Here is a 14,748-nt window from a genome sequence, read left to right on the forward strand (position 1 = left end):
CCGGGGACAAATTTTGTAGTTCTCACATCTCCCGCACTTGCTATAATGAAAGCATCTCAAACGAAGGACGTGGCAGTATGCGTGCACTGGAACGAGCCGAGCTGCAAGAAAAGTTCCCCACCAAAGAAGCCTTGACCACCGAGATCATCAACCTGGAAGCCATTTTGAACCTGCCCAAGAGCACCGAAGCGTTCATGAGCGACATCCACGGAGAGTTCGATGCCTTTGACCATATTCTCAGGAACGCCTCCGGCAACATCGTCATCAAGATCCAAGACCTGTTCAGCGGCCAGATGACACCCCAGCGGCAGAAGGTCTTTGCCTTTCTCATCTATTACCCCGCCGACCGGATCAAGATCGTCCAGCAACATCTGACCGACCCGGACGACCTGCGCCAGTGGTACCTGGACACGTTCCGTCACCTGCTGGAGATGCTGCGGTACTGTGCCACGAAGTACACCCGGTCGAAGGTGCGCAAAGCGTTGGACCCGAAGTTCGTCTACATCACCGAAGAACTGCTCTACGGCGACTTCAGCACGGAAGATAAGAAGAAATACTACGCCCAGATCACCGATGACCTGATTGCCCTGCACACGGCGGACGACTTCATCATCGCTCTCTGCCACACGATCCAGCGGTTGGTGGTCGATCACCTGCACGTGGTCGGCGACATCTACGACCGCGGCCCAGCCCCGGACAAGATCATGGACCGCTTGATGCGCCACCACTCCGTCGACCTGCAGTGGGGCAACCACGACATCCTCTGGCTGGGGGCGGCCGCCGGTTCCCAGCTGTGCATCGCCAACCTGCTGCGCATCTGCGCCCGCTACAATAACCTGGCGATCGTGGAAGATGCGTACGGCATCAATCTCCGCCACCTTTCTCTCTTAGCCGAGAAATACTACCAGGACAATCCCGGCTTCGCGCCGAAGATCATACGCGCTGACCGCCAGCCGAACCCGGCGGAACTGAGCCAGTTGACCAAGATCCACCAGGCCATCGCCATCATTCAGTTCAAGCTGGAGGGCCAAGCCATCGACCGCCGGCCGGAGTTCAAGATGCAAGCGCGCAAGCTGCTGGACAAGATCAGCCCGGACCGCCAGACCATTACCCTGGGCGGGCACACGTATCCCTTGATCCACGGCTGCTTCCAGACCGTGGACGCCAAGGATCCTTACGCCCTGCTGCCGGAGGAACAGGACGTCATCGACCAGCTCACCCGGGCCTTCGTCAACTCCGAGAAGCTCCACCGCCACATGGACTTCTTCATGGCCCACGGCAGTATGTACCTGGCCTATAACGGCAACCTGCTCATCCACGGCTGCGTCCCCGTCACGCCGGCCGGCGAGATGGAGGGCCTGGCCCTGGACGGCCACCTGTACAAGGGCAAGGTCCTGTTCGACATGCTGGAAGAAAACCTGCGGGAGAGTTACGCCACCCCCAGTCAGGGCGACGACCTCTCCACCGACCTGCTCTGGTACTTGTGGACTGGTCCGGAATCGCCCCTCTTCGGCAAGCGGGCAATGACCACCTTCGAGCGCTACTTCATCGCCGATCAGGCGACCCATGAGGAAGTGCCCAACAGTTACTACACCTTGCGCCACCAGCCCGAGTTCATCGAACACATCCTCACCGAATTCGGCCTGAACCCGACGAACGGCCGGGTGATCAATGGCCACACCCCGGTGAAGAAAGGCCAGTCGCCGATCCTCGCCGACGGCAAGATGCTGATCATCGACGGCGGCTTCGCCCGCGCCTATCAGCCCACCACCGGTATCGGCGGCTACACCCTGCTCTATAACTCCTACGGGCTCCAACTGGTCACCCTCCAGCCCTTCACCACCCGCGCTCAGGCCATCGCTGATTTGACCGACATCGTCACCACCAAGCGCATCGTGGAACAGGCCCGGGCCCGCCAGACCGTCGCCGAGACCGATGTGGGCCGCCGGCTGAGAGATGAGGTACAGACGTTGCTGAGTCTGCTGCAAGAAAAATCCGGCGGCTCGGAACCCAGCGCGTGACCTTGCCGCTGCTCTGGCCAGCCCGTTTCAGTTGAAATTGACCCCATTTTCCGTTAAAGTATTGGTTACTTATCGTAACCAACTCCGAATCAGCTTTCTGCGGGATTGGACATTCAGCCAGCGTCAGCGACGCGGGCTGAATGTCCGGTCCTTTCGTCTGTCCGCCATTATTTTTGGAAGGAGCCGAAATGATCAAATATGTTCTGAAACGCCTGGGCTACCTCGTCCTGACCCTCTTCATTGTCGCCACGTTCACGTTTTTCTTGATGAAACTGCTGCCCGGGACGCCGTTCAACAACCCGAAGATTGCCCCGGACCAAATCGCTGTCCTGCGCAAACAGTACGGGTTGGACCTGCCCGTCTGGCAGCAGTACCTCAACTACATGGTGGGCGTGGTCCACGGCCGTTTTGGCGAATCCTATCAGTTCACCGGCCAGAGCGTTTCTTATCTTATTTCTACCCGCATCGGCCCGTCGCTGCAACTGGGTGTCCAGGCGATGCTCATCGGCACCTTGCTGGGCATCCTGTTGGGGGCGGTCGCCGCGATGCGCAAGAACAGCTGGGTCGACGCCACCGCCACCATCTTCGCCATCATCGGCCGGTCGATCCCCAACTTCGTGATTGCCGCCCTGCTCCAATTCTGGCTGGCCTACAAGCTGCACTGGTTCCCCATCGCGCTGTGGACCGGCTTCTCGTCCAGCATTCTGCCCACCCTGGCCCTGGCCATGGCCCCACTGGCGAACACCGCCCGGTTCATGCGGACAGAAATGGTGGACGTCTTGAATTCCGACTATATCGAAGTGGCGCGGGCCAAGGGAAATTCTCAATGGCAGCTGGTCGCCCGCCACGCCCTACGCAATTCCATGATCCCCGTCGTGACGATCATTGGGCCGATGGCGGTCGACTTGATGCTGGGGTCCCTGGTGGTGGAAAACGTCTTTGCCATTCCCGGCATCGGCCAGCAATTCGTCCAGTCCATCACCACCAATGACTATCCCGTTATCATGGGACTGACGATGCTGTATTCCGCCATGCTCACCGGGGTCATTCTCATCGTCGACATTCTGTACGGCATCATTGATCCGCGTATCCGCTTGTCCGGGGAGGTGAACGCATGACGCCTCAATCACCAAGCAGGCCCCTCGGTCCGGAAGCCTTTAAGCCGGTGCCGGTGAATACCCAAGCCCAGGAACAGATTGCCGCGCCCTCCCTGACGTTCAGCCAAGACGCCCGCAGCCGGCTTAAGCAAAACAAGCTGGCGCTGGTGTCCTTTTGGCTCCTTGTTTTCATCGGCAGCGCCGCTTTGCTGTCCCTCTGGTTCTCTCCGGCGAATCCCAACACGCAGCATTTGGCGTATACCCACCTGCCGCCGAAGTGGGGCAATTTGAACGTGCCGTTTTTTAACGGGTACCGGGACGGCGTGGATTTGTATGCCCGCAGCGGGGTGCCCCGGGGGACGTATTTCTTCCTGGGCACCGACTACTTAGGCCGGGACCTGCTCGCGCGTATCCTGGTGGGCACCCGGGTCTCCTTGTTCATTGCCCTGCTGGCCACCTTCTTTGACCTGACGATCGGCGTCTTCTACGGCCTCATCGCCGGCTGGCGAGGCGGCCGCACGGATACGATCATGCAGCGCCTCATCGAAATCATTTCGTCGGTGCCCAACCTGATCGTGGTCATCTTGATGCTGCTGGTGTTTAAGCCCGGCTTGACCTCCATCATTCTGGCCATCGCCATGACCGGCTGGGTCACCATGGCCCGGCTGGTGCGGGCAGAAACGCTGCAGCTGAAGAACCAGGAATTCATTCTGGCCGCCCGCACCCTGGGCGAAACCAGCCGCCGCATCGCCGTCAAGCACTTGCTGCCCAACCTCAGCTCGACCATTATCATTCAGACCATGTTCACGATCCCGTCGGCCATCTTCTTTGAGGCCTTTCTCAGCTACATCGGCATCGGCTTGCCGGCACCGACAGCGAGTCTGGGCACGCTGCTGGCGGACGGGCAGAAAGTTCTCCAGCTCTATCCCAGCGAGCTGGTCTTCCCGGCCATCATCATCGTGGTGCTCATGCTGGCCTTCAACTTGCTGGCGGACGGCTTGCGGGATGCCTTCGATCCCCGCAGCAGCAGATAAGGAGGATATGTATGGTTCAACCAACAGATAGTCCGATATTGTCCGTTGAAAATCTCCGGGTCGACTTCGCGACCTTCGCTGGTCCGGTGCACGCCATTCGCGACGTCAGCTTCACCCTGAATAAGGGAGAAACGTTGGCCATCGTCGGCGAATCCGGCTCGGGCAAGTCCGTCACCGTCCGCTCGATCATGGGTCTGCTGGCCAACAATGCCCGCATCGTGGCGGGCCGTATCATGTTCCAAGACGCGGATATACTTAAAAACACCAAGCGGCAGCTGAATGCACTGCGGGGCAACGACATTGCGATGATCTTTCAAGACCCCATGACCAGTCTGGATCCGACGATGCCCATCGGTAAGCAGGTCGCTGAACCGCTCCGCCTGCATACCTCGATATCAGAGAAGAAAGCCCTGGCGGAGGCGGTCCGGGTGCTCCAGCTGGTGGGCATCCAGGATGCCGCTGAACGGTTGAAGGATTATCCCCACCAATTTTCTGGCGGCCAGCGGCAGCGAATCGTCATTGCCATGGCCATCATCACCCAGCCCCAGATCCTGCTGGCCGATGAACCGACCACGGCCTTGGACGTCACGATTCAGGCGCAGATCATCCACTTGTTGAAGGAAATCCAGGCCACGACCGGCACGTCGATTATCTTCATTACCCATGATTTGGGTGTCGTGGCCGGTATTGCGGACCGGGTCGCCGTCATGTATGCCGGCAAAATCGTCGAATACGGCATGGTTGACGAGATTTTCTACAACCCCCAGCATCCCTATACGTGGGGGCTGCTCGAAGCGATGCCGACGCTGACGACGAGTGCGGACCGGCTGTACACCATCCCCGGTACGCCGCCGGACCTTTTGGCGCCGCCGCCTGGTGATGCCTTTGCTCCGCGCAATCCCTTTGCCATGCAGATTGACTTGGCGGAGCAGCCGCCTTTCTTCCCCGTCTCCCCGACCCACGCGGCGGCGACCTGGCTGCTGCATCCGGCAGCGCCCCAGGTCACCCTGCCGCCGGAAATCGCCCGCCGCCGCCAAATCTGGGCGGCGCGGTTCGCTCATTAGGAGGTGTCCCTGTGAAATGACCAATGATTCTGTCACGACGTCCGCCAAGCGGCCCGTGCTGGTGCAAGTTGACCACTTAGTGCAAACATTTAACCCGGGAAAGAAGGATGAAGTCAAAGCCGTCCAGGACATTTCTTTTTCCATCTACCAAGGCGAGACCCTGGGGCTGGTGGGCGAGTCCGGATCCGGCAAGACTACCACAGGACGCTCGCTGATCCGCTTATACCAGCCCACCGGCGGCGACGTACTTTTTGCCGGCCAAAACATTGCCCGGCTGCGCACCGGTTCCCCGGCCATGCGGGACTTTCGCCGCAAGGTGCAGATGATTTTCCAAGACCCTTACGCTTCTTTGAATCCGCGGATGAAGGTCAAAGACATCATCGCTGAGGGGATCGATATCCACCACTTGGCCGCCAGCGCCGCCGACCGGGACAACCGGGTCAACGCCCTGCTCGCTCAGGTGGGTCTGAACCAGGACCACGCCAACCGCTATCCCCACGAATTCTCCGGCGGCCAGCGGCAGCGCATCGGGATTGCCCGGGCACTGGCCGTGGAACCGGAATTCATCATCGCCGATGAACCGATTTCTGCGCTGGACGTTTCCATCCAAGCCCAGGTGGTGAACTTGTTGAAGGACATTCAGGCCAAACAGGGTCTGACCTATTTGTTCATCGCCCACGACCTCGCGATGGTCAAATACATTTCTGACCGGATCGCCGTCATGCACAATGGCCGGCTGGTCGAACTGGCCAGCGCCGATGAGGTCTACAACCATCCCTTGCACCCGTATACGAAAAGCTTGCTGTCGGCGATTCCCATTCCGGACCCAGCAATCGAGCGGCAGCGGACACCGCTGGTTTACGATCCCCGAGAGGCGGAAGATAATCGGCCGCGGCAGCTGGTGGCGGTCTATCCCGAGCACTATGTCTGGGCCGCGGCGGACGAGGTGGCCGCGTATCAGGCTGCTGCGGTGCGGCAACATAGAGAAGAGCGCTAAGAGGCGCAGATACCAAAAAGTTCCGTGGAAAGCGTAGGCTTCTGCGGAACTTTTTGTCATCGGATGCGCAACAAAAAGAGCCTTGCCGCGGCAAGGCTCTCGGGTGATGCATGATGATTGATTCTCAAAAGAATTGGTCGCTAAACGTATGCCGGGGCATCAGACCCGCCTGCCGCTTCCGGGAACGCGTTGGCAATCGTCTGATATTCCGCTGGGCTCAATCGCACATCCAAAGCCTTAATGTTCTGAACGACTTGCTCCGGCTTACGGGCGCCGGGGATAACGACGCTCACGTTGGGGTTAGCCAGGTACCAGGCAAGAAAGACGTCGACCAAACTGGTGTGGTGTGCTTGGGCAATCGGCCTGATTTGGTCAATCGCCGCAACATTTTTCTTGAACCGTTCTGGGCCGAAGTTCACCGGATCATGGTCGAATTGCCAGTCCCCCTTCTGGAAGACCTGGTCGGCTTGGTACTTGCCGGTCAGGAGGCCCAGAGCCAGCGGCTCATAAGGTACGAAAGAAATGTGATTGGCTTTCAGATACGCAAACTCCTCCGCCTCAGGGTTACGGTGGATCAGACTGTACTTCCCCTCGACAATATCCACATAACCGTCCTGGTTAGCCTCTTTGATCTGGTCGAGAGAAAAGTTGGAGACCCCAATCGCGCGAATCTTACCAGCCTCCCGGGCCTCTTCCAAGGCGCCGACTGCCTCGTACTTCGGTGTGTCTTCGTCGGGAAAGTGAATGTAGAAGACATCAATATAGTCTGTCTGCAGCCGCAGCAGCGCATCATCCACGGCTTTTTTTAGAAATTCCGGTCGATTATTGTGAGCCATGTTCTGGGCCGGGTCGTGGGAGGCCTTAGTTGCCAGCACAACCTGGTGCCGGTCGTAGTCCTTCAATACCTGCCCGATAATTTCTTCCGAACGGCCATTACCGTAACGGAAAGCCGTGTCCAGCATCTGAATGCCGTTGTCCAGGGCCGTGCGGACGACCTCAGCGCCCTGCTTGTCATCCAAGTCAGGGAACAGGTTATGCCCGCCCACTTTGTTGGTGCCCAAGCCCAAGGGCATGGACGTAACATCACTTTTGCCGATTGTTACTGTTTTTGCCATGTGATCACCTCATGTCCATTATCTCGCAAAACATCCTGGTCGTGGTAATCGAGAGCGACGACCCTTCACGCCTTGTCATATATAATTGACATTCCCCCTGACCCATGAGACAATATCGTTAGGATGTCAATTATATGTGACATATCCCAAGGAGGCCGTCATGAATCGCGTCCGAGAGTTCCGGAAAGCACTGCATTTGTCACAACTCGCGCTGGCGAATGAAATTGGGGTTGCCCGACAGACCGTGAATTTGATTGAAAATGCCAAATACAACCCCAGCTTGGACTTATGCATCAGCCTCGCTCAAGCTTTACACACGGATCTGAACACGTTGTTTTGGCCGCCCACACTGGCGGCCGCCAAGGAGGATGAGCAGGATGGATAGACTCAATCGGTTGGTCTTTGGCATCTCACCGGCGGACGAATATCAGCAGCGGACATTTGACCGGATTGGCGGCCGTTATGCGGCCATTGGCGATCTCGCTCTCAGTCTCGCTACACTAGCTTCTGTCGTCTGGGATTGCTTCTTCTACCACTACATTTCGCTGGGCTCTTGGCTTTTGTTTGGTCTTCTGGCGGCCTTCGAGATCGGGATGATCCGCAGTATTCGGAAAAGCGCTCTCGACCAAGTGGATGCGGCCAGCGAAGCCGATGTGGTTCGCCTCCGTCAAGGCTTTAAGGATCGCCGCTTCGGGAATTTTCTTAAATTCACGCTCTTAGCCACTGCCGGCTGGCTGGCATCATTCTATTTCCTTCGGGACGGGGACCGGTACAGTTTCAATATCAATCTTCTCACCGCGCTTATCCCCGGAGCCATTTTCGGGTTCTTTTATGCCCGGTGGGTATACAAAAACGACTTGCGCCGCATTCACCGCAGTTGGGAAGACGATTAACCCGTGCAAAAAAGCAGCGGAACGCACCACGCAATCTGCGTGGCGTCGCTCCGCTGCTTTTCTTTTCTGTCAGTAAATTACTTGCTCAGCTTGCTCGCTGCGGCCTCGTCCACGATCACGGTCACGTGGTTGTGGTTCTGCAGCGCGCTGGCCGGCACGTGGTTCGTGACCGGACCCTCGACCATCTTCTGAATGGCATCGGCCTTGTTCTCGCCGTAAGCCATCAGCAGGATGTGCTTGGCCGTCATGATGGAGCCGATGCCCATCGAATAGGCGAAGCGGGGCACGTCTTCTTCGTTGTCGAAGAAGCGGGCGTTGGCGTCGATCGTCGACTGAGTCAGCGGTACCTTGTGAGTCTTACCGTTGAGCGGAGAGCCGGGCTCGTTGAAGCCGATGTGGCCGTTGCGGCCGATGCCCAGGATCTGCAGGTCAATGGGATTAGCGGCAATGATGTCGTCATATCGCTGCGTCTCAGCGTCCGCATCCTTCGCCAAGCCGTTAGGCACATAACTCGTCTTGAATGGCTTCTGGTTGAACAAGTGCTGCTGCATGAAGTAATGGTAAGATTGCGGATTGTCCGGCGCCAAACCGACGTACTCATCCAGGTTAATGGAGATCTTCTGGGAGAAATCCAAGTCGGACGCTGTCAACGCATTGTACAGCGTGATCGGCGTAGAACCCGTCGCCAAACCAAAGACCTTGGCATCTGCCGCTAAGGCTTCCTTGAAAATGTTGAACGCCTTTTGGCCGCCCTCTTGCGCATCCTTCACCGTAATAATATTCATCAATGATTCCCCTTTTCCGAAAAAGTCAGTGTTTTTCTTCGTTCTTACTGGTCTAGTCCAATTTTAACACGTTCGTTGGCGCTGTCAATATTGCAGATTGGGGATTTGTGGGACTTTTTACGGTTTTTTGAATCCTGCGCGGAAGAAAACAATTTCTAACCCGGTAACGTCCACTGCACTGTACTCATGAGGGCGAAGATTCCTTCCCCTGTTAGTGCTCTAGCCAAAACGGGCTCCGGCCGACAGCGGCACACGGTCTGAGGACCTTAAGCCACAAATCCCAAGTGCGGGGATTTCCGGCTTAGGGCCCCTTAGCCCAGGCGGCCTAACCGCTCAGCGCCGCCCTCTAGAATTCTTACCAATTTCCTTAAATCTTTAGTACAATGTGGTAGAGACTATCGTCGTGCGCACAGAGGGGTATGATCATGAGATTATTCAAGAGTAAGGAAAAGACGGAGCAGTCAGCACTAACGACGCTGCTCAGCGTCAATAAACAAGAGGCGGCAGCTGATCCGCAACCGGCAGCGCCGGAGCAGACCAGTGCAGCACCTGCCGACCAATCCGGCACGGCCGCACCAGCAACGGCCCCGGCGGTCACTGCGGTCTCGACCGCCGTATCGACTGCCGATGCAACGGACCTGCCGGAAGCAATTGACCGCCTGAAGAAACAGATGAAGGGCCTGGCAACGCAATACCAGGGACTGCGCCAGGAGCTGCAAACTAAGATGTTTGCCCGCCGGGACGCCATTAAGCAGGCCTTGCGGGAGGTCAGTGCCCGGGAGAAGCGGATCACGGTCCAGCTCGCCGACATTGCTGAACAGCAAAAGAAGCTGGCCGCAGAGGACGATACTGCCCTTAACCAGCAGCTCACCGACCTGAATACCGCCAAAGCCGATCTGCAAAAACAAATCGCCAATTTGGAGCAGCAAGTGACGAACTTGCAAAAGGGCGTCGATGAGAACAACACGGCGCTGCAGGACAACGCGGCTGCCCAGAAGAAGAACCAGGCCGATAACGATAAGCTGTCCGCCGAGATCAAGGGTGAAAACGACCTGGTGGCCGTGGTCCAAATCATCGAGAAGAACAAAGACGAGGTCTACGCCCTGCACACCGCGGCTGAAAAGCTGCAAAAGGAAGCCACCCAGTTGCAGGATAAGAGCACGCGGTTAAAGGATGAACTGGCCAACACCCAAGACGGACTGACTGCCACTAACGCCAAGATGGACGAGAACGCCCAGCAGATCCGCCAAGTCCAGCAGCAGATCGAGCAAGCTAAGCGGGAACGCCACGCCCAGCTCAACACACTGCAGACCCGGGAGAAAGAAGCGAGCCGGGAGCACCAGGAGATCGTCAGTCAATTCGAGGCCCAGCAGCGCGCACTGGCCGCGTTGCAAGACGACATTCAGCACATTTTCAAGGCGGACCACTTGATTCGTCTCTTCCAGCTGAAGGATAGTCACCAATACGGTGTCCTGGCCTCCGATTTTGGCGCGGCTCAAGAAAAGGACCTCGTCGCCATCTTCCAGTACCTGGAAGCGCACCTTAAACACCCCGCGACGCTCATCAGCTACGCCTACGACCCAGCCCTGGCCGACCATGTCCAGACTTGGGCCGCCAAGCACGACCTGCATACCCCGACGGTCTACAACCTCTTCACCGAACTGCAGAAGAGCGCCCCGAATACCGCCCAGCAGATCACGATTCCGGACAACGATCACTGGCGCTCTGTCTGGTCTGACGACCGCCGCACCCGGGATATCTACGATCATGACCAGCACCTGATGCACGTCGACTACACAGACGCAGAACACATTGCCCAGATCGACTACTACTCAGAAGACCGCCTCTCCAAGCGCTCCGAGTTCAACGAGCACGGCCAGTTGTCCCGCACCACCACCTTCGCCAAGGACGGCAAGATGCAGCAAGTCGACTACTACCGCATTGAAGGCACCCTGGTCCTTTCTTTCCATTATGTGGATGAGAAAGTGGACAACATTCAGATGTACGACACCAACGGTCTGCTCTATACCGTGTTCAACAGCACCCACGACCTGGCCTACTGGTGGCTGTCCTCCTTCTGGCAGCAGCACAGCGACTTGTTCGTCATCGGCGACCCCCGCGATCCGATCTTTACCCGGCTCGCCGGCGACTTCGCCGACCGCGAGCTGCCGTACTTCAGTGCGGTCGCCGCGAAGCCGGCGCCCGTGAAGAAAGCCCTGCAGACTTATCCGTGGGACCAGCTGCTGGTCAGCACCCCAGCCGACCAGCAGGCGCTGGGCAAGATCACCAACCGGGACCTGTCTGTGGATTACGTCGCTACCGGAGCGGCCGACGCGCTGCCGGAGGCGTTGACCCTGACGCCCGCGGCGGCTAAAGGATGACACTGCTGCACGTTGTTTCGGTGATCTTTTGGATCATCGCCGTCAGCGGGTTCACGGTGAATGCCCTCTTACTGGCGGTGAAAGTGCCGCCCCGGCCAGTAGGGCAACCAGTTGACCGGCCCCAAGATATTTTCTTACTGATGCCCATGCACGACGAAGAGGCCATTGTTCAGGCAGCGATCGAACGCTTCACCCGCCTGCAATGGCCCTTGGCGTATGGTCGCCTGCATCTGGTCGTGGTGGAAGACGGCAGCGCGGATGACACCAACGACTTGCTCACCCAGGCGGCCAAGCGCCATCCGAATATCCACATTCTCTACCGCCGGCCCGACGTCGGCGGCCGGGGGAAGGGCCGGGCGCTGAACACCGCCCTGGCCTACATACGTCAGCACGCGCCCCACGCAGCTGACCGCACCGTGGTCGGGGTGCTCGACGCGGACGGCGAGATCAGTGCCGCTGACCTGTGCCAAGTGGCCGACGCCTTCGCCGGCGACCCGGCCGTGGCAATGGTCCAGACCGGCGTGACGGTGCTGGGGACCAGTCACTGGCTGGCGCGGGTGCAGGACTTCGAGTTTTCTGTCCTGAACGCCCTCACCCAGAACGTCCGCAGCCATCTGGGGGATGCCGCCGGCAGCGGCAACGGCCAGTTCTTCCGGCTCACGGCGCTGAGCCGGATCCAGTGGGGCACGACGCTGCTGGAGGACTTCGAGATCTCTACCCGTCTGCTTCTTGCCGGTCACCGCACCGCCTATCTCATGACGGCCCGCGTGCGCCAAGAACCGACGATCACCCTGCGCACGTACTTCCGCCAGCGGGTCCGCTGGGCTACCGGCGGCCTGCAAGTAGCCCGGGCCTTTGCCGCCCCGGTCCGGCGAAGCCGTGCCCTCCGTTGGCCGGCGAAGTTAGAAATGCTCTGGTTCATGGCCCTGCCCTTGACCGGACTGCTACTCTGGCTGGGCGGCCTGGCCATGCTGGCCTGGCAAATCTTTGCTATCGCCACCGGCCACCTGAGCATCGCGGTGGTGGTCGTGCTGGCGCTGATGCTGGCCGAGTATTTGTTCTACATCGGTGTCTACACCCGGATGGTCCAGGGCGGCTGGGCCACGGCCTGGGGCTTGTTTTGGTCCCTGCCGCTGGTTGCCTTGCTGACGATCCCCATCACCCTCACCGCCATCGCCCATTTCTTACGGCATGATACCGACTGGGTGAAGACGACCCACGGTGTCTTATGACTGCAACCACCCGGGCAATTTGGTAGAATGTAGGCACGTCCCGCAGAAAGAAGACGATCAAATGACGGTATTCGATATGTTGAAAATGATTCAAATCGACCACCAGCCCCTCACTTCCCCGGTGGTCGTCATGACCGACCACAGCGGCAAGCCCAACGCGGTCTTGACCGACCTGCTCCACGATGTGCTGAACAAGATGGAACTATTCGTCGACCTGAGTGAGTCCCCTGACGCCGACGCGGTCATCCAAGACCTGCACAACTCGACGCCCTTGCGCGCCGATGTCCTGGACGAGTACCACAAGATCCTCACCCAGCCGGTGAGCGGTCTGAACATCGCCCGGCGCAAGCAGCTGGTCGAGATCATCTATGATGAATTTGTTTAAGCAGAAAACCGACCATCCAGCAGTACCCAAAGGAGGCCGTTCTTTTTCGATGCCTATTCACCAATCGAACCAACCCAAGCGGGGCGTGCCGGCCCTTGTTTTAATTCTCTTGACGCTGATCTTGGCTGCCTGGTTCGGCTTTCAGGCCGCCACGCCGGTCCACGCTGCTGACCAAGTGTACGTGGAAGATAACGCCGGCGTGCTTAGCGCTCAGACCAAAAACTACATCAACGACATTTCTAACCACCAGCTGACCAAGCTGAACGGCAAACCCCAGTATGCCGTCATTACCGAGAAGCACCTGCCGGCGGATACCGACATCGAGACCCAGGGTGCCGACCTGTTCCAGAAGTGGGGCATCGGCCACAAGGGCTGGGATAACGGCCTGCTGTTCCTGATTGCCACCGACGACCGCAAGTACCATCTGGAAGTCGGCTATGGTCTAGAGCCGGTGATTACCGACAGTGCCAAGGACGACTTGATCACGGCCGATGTCACCGCAGACTTGAAAGCCAAGGATTACGATGCGGCGATCACCAAGATCAGCCAGCGAATCGTTCAGAAATTGCAGAACGCCAAGCTGGACACCCCCGCGCAGGTGGCTGAGCGGCGCCAGCAAGACGCCGCCAAAAAGCGCTTCTGGCGGACAGTGATGATTGCCACGGCAGCCGTCGTCGGCTTGATCATTATTTTCTTCGTGCTGCAATCCTTATTGCGTCACTGGCAGCGTCGGCGGCGCTTCCTGGCCTTGACCAAGGACCGTTACACCGGCGTGCTGGCCCCTTACTTCCGCGGTGTCGATACTTGGCAAGCCGTGAAGAGTGCGGGCTTGGATCGTCATGCCGATGACGACGAAATGCTGGAGTACGCCGACCAAAATGTGGTCCTCAATTATTTGGAGAACCAAGAGCCGGGTATCGTGCGGAAGGGCCGCGGGGGCAAACCTCTGGACTATGCCGACATTATCTCGGACATGGACTTGGCGCCCCTCATCCCCCACTTCACCATGGCGGCGCTGCTCACCGCCATTCAAGAACACATCGCTCAACGGGAACAGCGGCGGGCGGCGAATCAGCAGATGATCCGGCAAGCTGTGAACCAGTATTTGGCGGAACATAACGACTTGCACGTCGCAGCAGAAGACGTCGCCAACCGGGTGAACCGCACGGTGGATTTGGACAAGCCCAGCGATGTCATTGCCCGCCGGCTGACGCCGGCCATCAAAGAAGCGGCGCTGCGGGAAAACGTCGCCGACCGCTACAGTCAGCTCGCTGACGAACATCCAGAAAAGGTGCCGGACTACGACGTCTTTCTCGCCCGCTTGAACGGCTTGCCTGACAGCAGTCTGGAACGGCTGAGCCGGGTCAACGATATGGAGTTTTACGCCATTTTGGCGTTGTTAATGTCAAATAATGATCACCACAATGATGATTCTGGTCCTTTCGGCGGCTTCTGGGGCGGCGGTTCTTCCGGCGGTTCCAGTGGCGGCGGGGACGGCGGCAGTTTTGGCGGCGGCTTCGGCGGTGGTTCCTCCGGCGGCGGCGGCTTCTCCGGCGGCTGGTGAGTTTTTCCCACACTACTTTCAAAAACTGTGAATTAATGGGAAGATATTGAAAGTTCATAAGCCCACTTTTCTTGGTACTATAGAGTTGTTCCGAGGAGCAATTTATCCCAAATCCTCCCAAACCCCTAGCCTCGTGGTAGCCCCACTACTACGAGGCCCTTTTTTCCTAAAGTACCTCGT

The 14,748-nt window shown here is 58.3% G+C and carries 13 protein-coding genes; 11 read left to right on the top strand and 2 right to left on the bottom strand.

Annotated elements, in window-relative coordinates; genetic code table 11:
- Positions 1 to 77 precede the first annotated feature (77 nt).
- The 5 genes from L248_RS06430 to L248_RS06450 all read left to right on the top strand — a co-directional run bounded on the left by L248_RS06430 (position 78) and on the right by L248_RS06450 (position 6,213).
- Positions 78 to 2,021: a fructose-bisphosphatase class III gene (locus L248_RS06430; RefSeq protein ID WP_022529329.1), complete on the top strand. Its 1,944-nt coding sequence runs from the start codon at positions 78 to 80 to the stop codon at positions 2,019 to 2,021.
- 188 nt (positions 2,022 to 2,209) lie between these two features.
- A complete protein-coding gene (gene opp3b / locus L248_RS06435; protein WP_022529330.1) occupies positions 2,210 to 3,139 on the top strand; it encodes an oligopeptide ABC transporter permease in 930 nt (309 codons plus the stop codon).
- Complete coding sequence (locus L248_RS06440) at positions 3,136 to 4,152, top strand: ABC transporter permease (protein WP_040535305.1); 1,017 nt, start codon at positions 3,136 to 3,138, stop codon at positions 4,150 to 4,152. The genes opp3b and L248_RS06440 overlap by 4 nt, the downstream gene beginning before the upstream one ends.
- 11 nt (positions 4,153 to 4,163) lie before the next feature.
- The gene (locus L248_RS06445; protein ID WP_040535308.1) at positions 4,164 to 5,216 is read left to right on the top strand and encodes an ABC transporter ATP-binding protein; all 1,053 of its coding nucleotides are present in this window, start codon (positions 4,164 to 4,166) and stop codon (positions 5,214 to 5,216) included.
- Positions 5,217 to 5,232: 16 nt separating this feature from the next.
- The gene (locus L248_RS06450) at positions 5,233 to 6,213 is read left to right on the top strand and encodes an ABC transporter ATP-binding protein (RefSeq protein WP_022529333.1); all 981 of its coding nucleotides are present in this window, start codon (positions 5,233 to 5,235) and stop codon (positions 6,211 to 6,213) included.
- Positions 6,214 to 6,353: 140 nt separating this feature from the next.
- On the opposite strand, the gene L248_RS06455 is transcribed toward L248_RS06450, so the two are convergent.
- The gene (locus tag L248_RS06455) at positions 6,354 to 7,328 is read right to left on the bottom strand and encodes an aldo/keto reductase (RefSeq protein WP_022529334.1); all 975 of its coding nucleotides are present in this window, start codon (positions 7,326 to 7,328) and stop codon (positions 6,354 to 6,356) included.
- Between the two features lie 160 nt (positions 7,329 to 7,488).
- Here L248_RS06455 and L248_RS06460 point away from each other — a divergent pair, with 160 nt between their 5' ends.
- Entirely contained in the window at positions 7,489 to 7,713 is a 225-nt protein-coding gene (locus tag L248_RS06460; RefSeq protein WP_040535311.1) for a helix-turn-helix transcriptional regulator, read from the top strand.
- Positions 7,706 to 8,221 carry a hypothetical protein gene (locus L248_RS06465; RefSeq protein ID WP_040535314.1) on the top strand — a complete coding sequence of 172 codons (516 nt, stop codon included), beginning with the start codon at positions 7,706 to 7,708 and terminating at the stop codon, positions 8,219 to 8,221. The genes L248_RS06460 and L248_RS06465 overlap by 8 nt, the downstream gene beginning before the upstream one ends.
- 77 nt (positions 8,222 to 8,298) lie before the next feature.
- On the opposite strand, the gene nagB is transcribed toward L248_RS06465, so the two are convergent.
- Positions 8,299 to 9,006 (bottom strand): glucosamine-6-phosphate deaminase, encoded by a 708-nt coding sequence (nagB, locus tag L248_RS06470; RefSeq protein ID WP_022529337.1) that lies wholly within the window; start codon positions 9,004 to 9,006, stop codon positions 8,299 to 8,301.
- Positions 9,007 to 9,431: 425 nt separating this feature from the next.
- Here nagB and L248_RS06475 point away from each other — a divergent pair, with 425 nt between their 5' ends.
- From L248_RS06475 to L248_RS15125, 4 genes are all read left to right on the top strand, one after another.
- Complete coding sequence (locus tag L248_RS06475; RefSeq protein ID WP_040535317.1) at positions 9,432 to 11,387, top strand: glycosyltransferase family protein; 1,956 nt, start codon at positions 9,432 to 9,434, stop codon at positions 11,385 to 11,387.
- The gene (locus tag L248_RS06480; RefSeq protein ID WP_022529339.1) at positions 11,384 to 12,619 is read left to right on the top strand and encodes a glycosyltransferase family 2 protein; all 1,236 of its coding nucleotides are present in this window, start codon (positions 11,384 to 11,386) and stop codon (positions 12,617 to 12,619) included. Before L248_RS06475 ends, L248_RS06480 begins: the two co-directional genes overlap by 4 nt.
- 61 nt (positions 12,620 to 12,680) lie before the next feature.
- On the top strand, positions 12,681 to 13,004 hold the full coding sequence (locus tag L248_RS06485; protein ID WP_022529340.1) for a hypothetical protein: 324 nt from the start codon (positions 12,681 to 12,683) through the stop codon (positions 13,002 to 13,004).
- Between the two features lie 49 nt (positions 13,005 to 13,053).
- Entirely contained in the window at positions 13,054 to 14,568 is a 1,515-nt protein-coding gene (locus L248_RS15125) for a TPM domain-containing protein (RefSeq protein ID WP_051999881.1), read from the top strand.
- Positions 14,569 to 14,748: the final 180 nt, after the last annotated feature.

Origin of the sequence: Schleiferilactobacillus shenzhenensis LY-73, assembly GCF_000469325.1 — a bacterium.
GTDB classification, from domain to species: Bacteria; Bacillota; Bacilli; order Lactobacillales; family Lactobacillaceae; genus Schleiferilactobacillus; species Schleiferilactobacillus shenzhenensis.

What these genes read in the sequence shown, in the direction of transcription:
- L248_RS06430 (WP_022529329.1), top strand. Translation starts at nt 78, where the DNA reads ATGCGTGCACTGGAACGAGCCGAGCTGCAAGAAAAGTTCCCCACCAAA.
- opp3b (WP_022529330.1), top strand. Translation starts at nt 2,210, where the DNA reads ATGATCAAATATGTTCTGAAACGCCTGGGCTACCTCGTCCTGACCCTC.
- L248_RS06440 (WP_040535305.1), top strand. Translation starts at nt 3,136, where the DNA reads ATGACGCCTCAATCACCAAGCAGGCCCCTCGGTCCGGAAGCCTTTAAG.
- L248_RS06445 (WP_040535308.1), top strand. Translation starts at nt 4,164, where the DNA reads ATGGTTCAACCAACAGATAGTCCGATATTGTCCGTTGAAAATCTCCGG.
- L248_RS06450 (WP_022529333.1), top strand. Translation starts at nt 5,233, where the DNA reads ATGACCAATGATTCTGTCACGACGTCCGCCAAGCGGCCCGTGCTGGTG.
- L248_RS06455 (WP_022529334.1), bottom strand. Translation starts at nt 7,328, where the DNA reads ATGGCAAAAACAGTAACAATCGGCAAAAGTGATGTTACGTCCATGCCC.
- L248_RS06460 (WP_040535311.1), top strand. Translation starts at nt 7,489, where the DNA reads ATGAATCGCGTCCGAGAGTTCCGGAAAGCACTGCATTTGTCACAACTC.
- L248_RS06465 (WP_040535314.1), top strand. Translation starts at nt 7,706, where the DNA reads ATGGATAGACTCAATCGGTTGGTCTTTGGCATCTCACCGGCGGACGAA.
- nagB (WP_022529337.1), bottom strand. Translation starts at nt 9,006, where the DNA reads ATGAATATTATTACGGTGAAGGATGCGCAAGAGGGCGGCCAAAAGGCG.
- L248_RS06475 (WP_040535317.1), top strand. Translation starts at nt 9,432, where the DNA reads ATGAGATTATTCAAGAGTAAGGAAAAGACGGAGCAGTCAGCACTAACG.
- L248_RS06480 (WP_022529339.1), top strand. Translation starts at nt 11,384, where the DNA reads ATGACACTGCTGCACGTTGTTTCGGTGATCTTTTGGATCATCGCCGTC.
- L248_RS06485 (WP_022529340.1), top strand. Translation starts at nt 12,681, where the DNA reads ATGACGGTATTCGATATGTTGAAAATGATTCAAATCGACCACCAGCCC.
- L248_RS15125 (WP_051999881.1), top strand. Translation starts at nt 13,054, where the DNA reads ATGCCTATTCACCAATCGAACCAACCCAAGCGGGGCGTGCCGGCCCTT.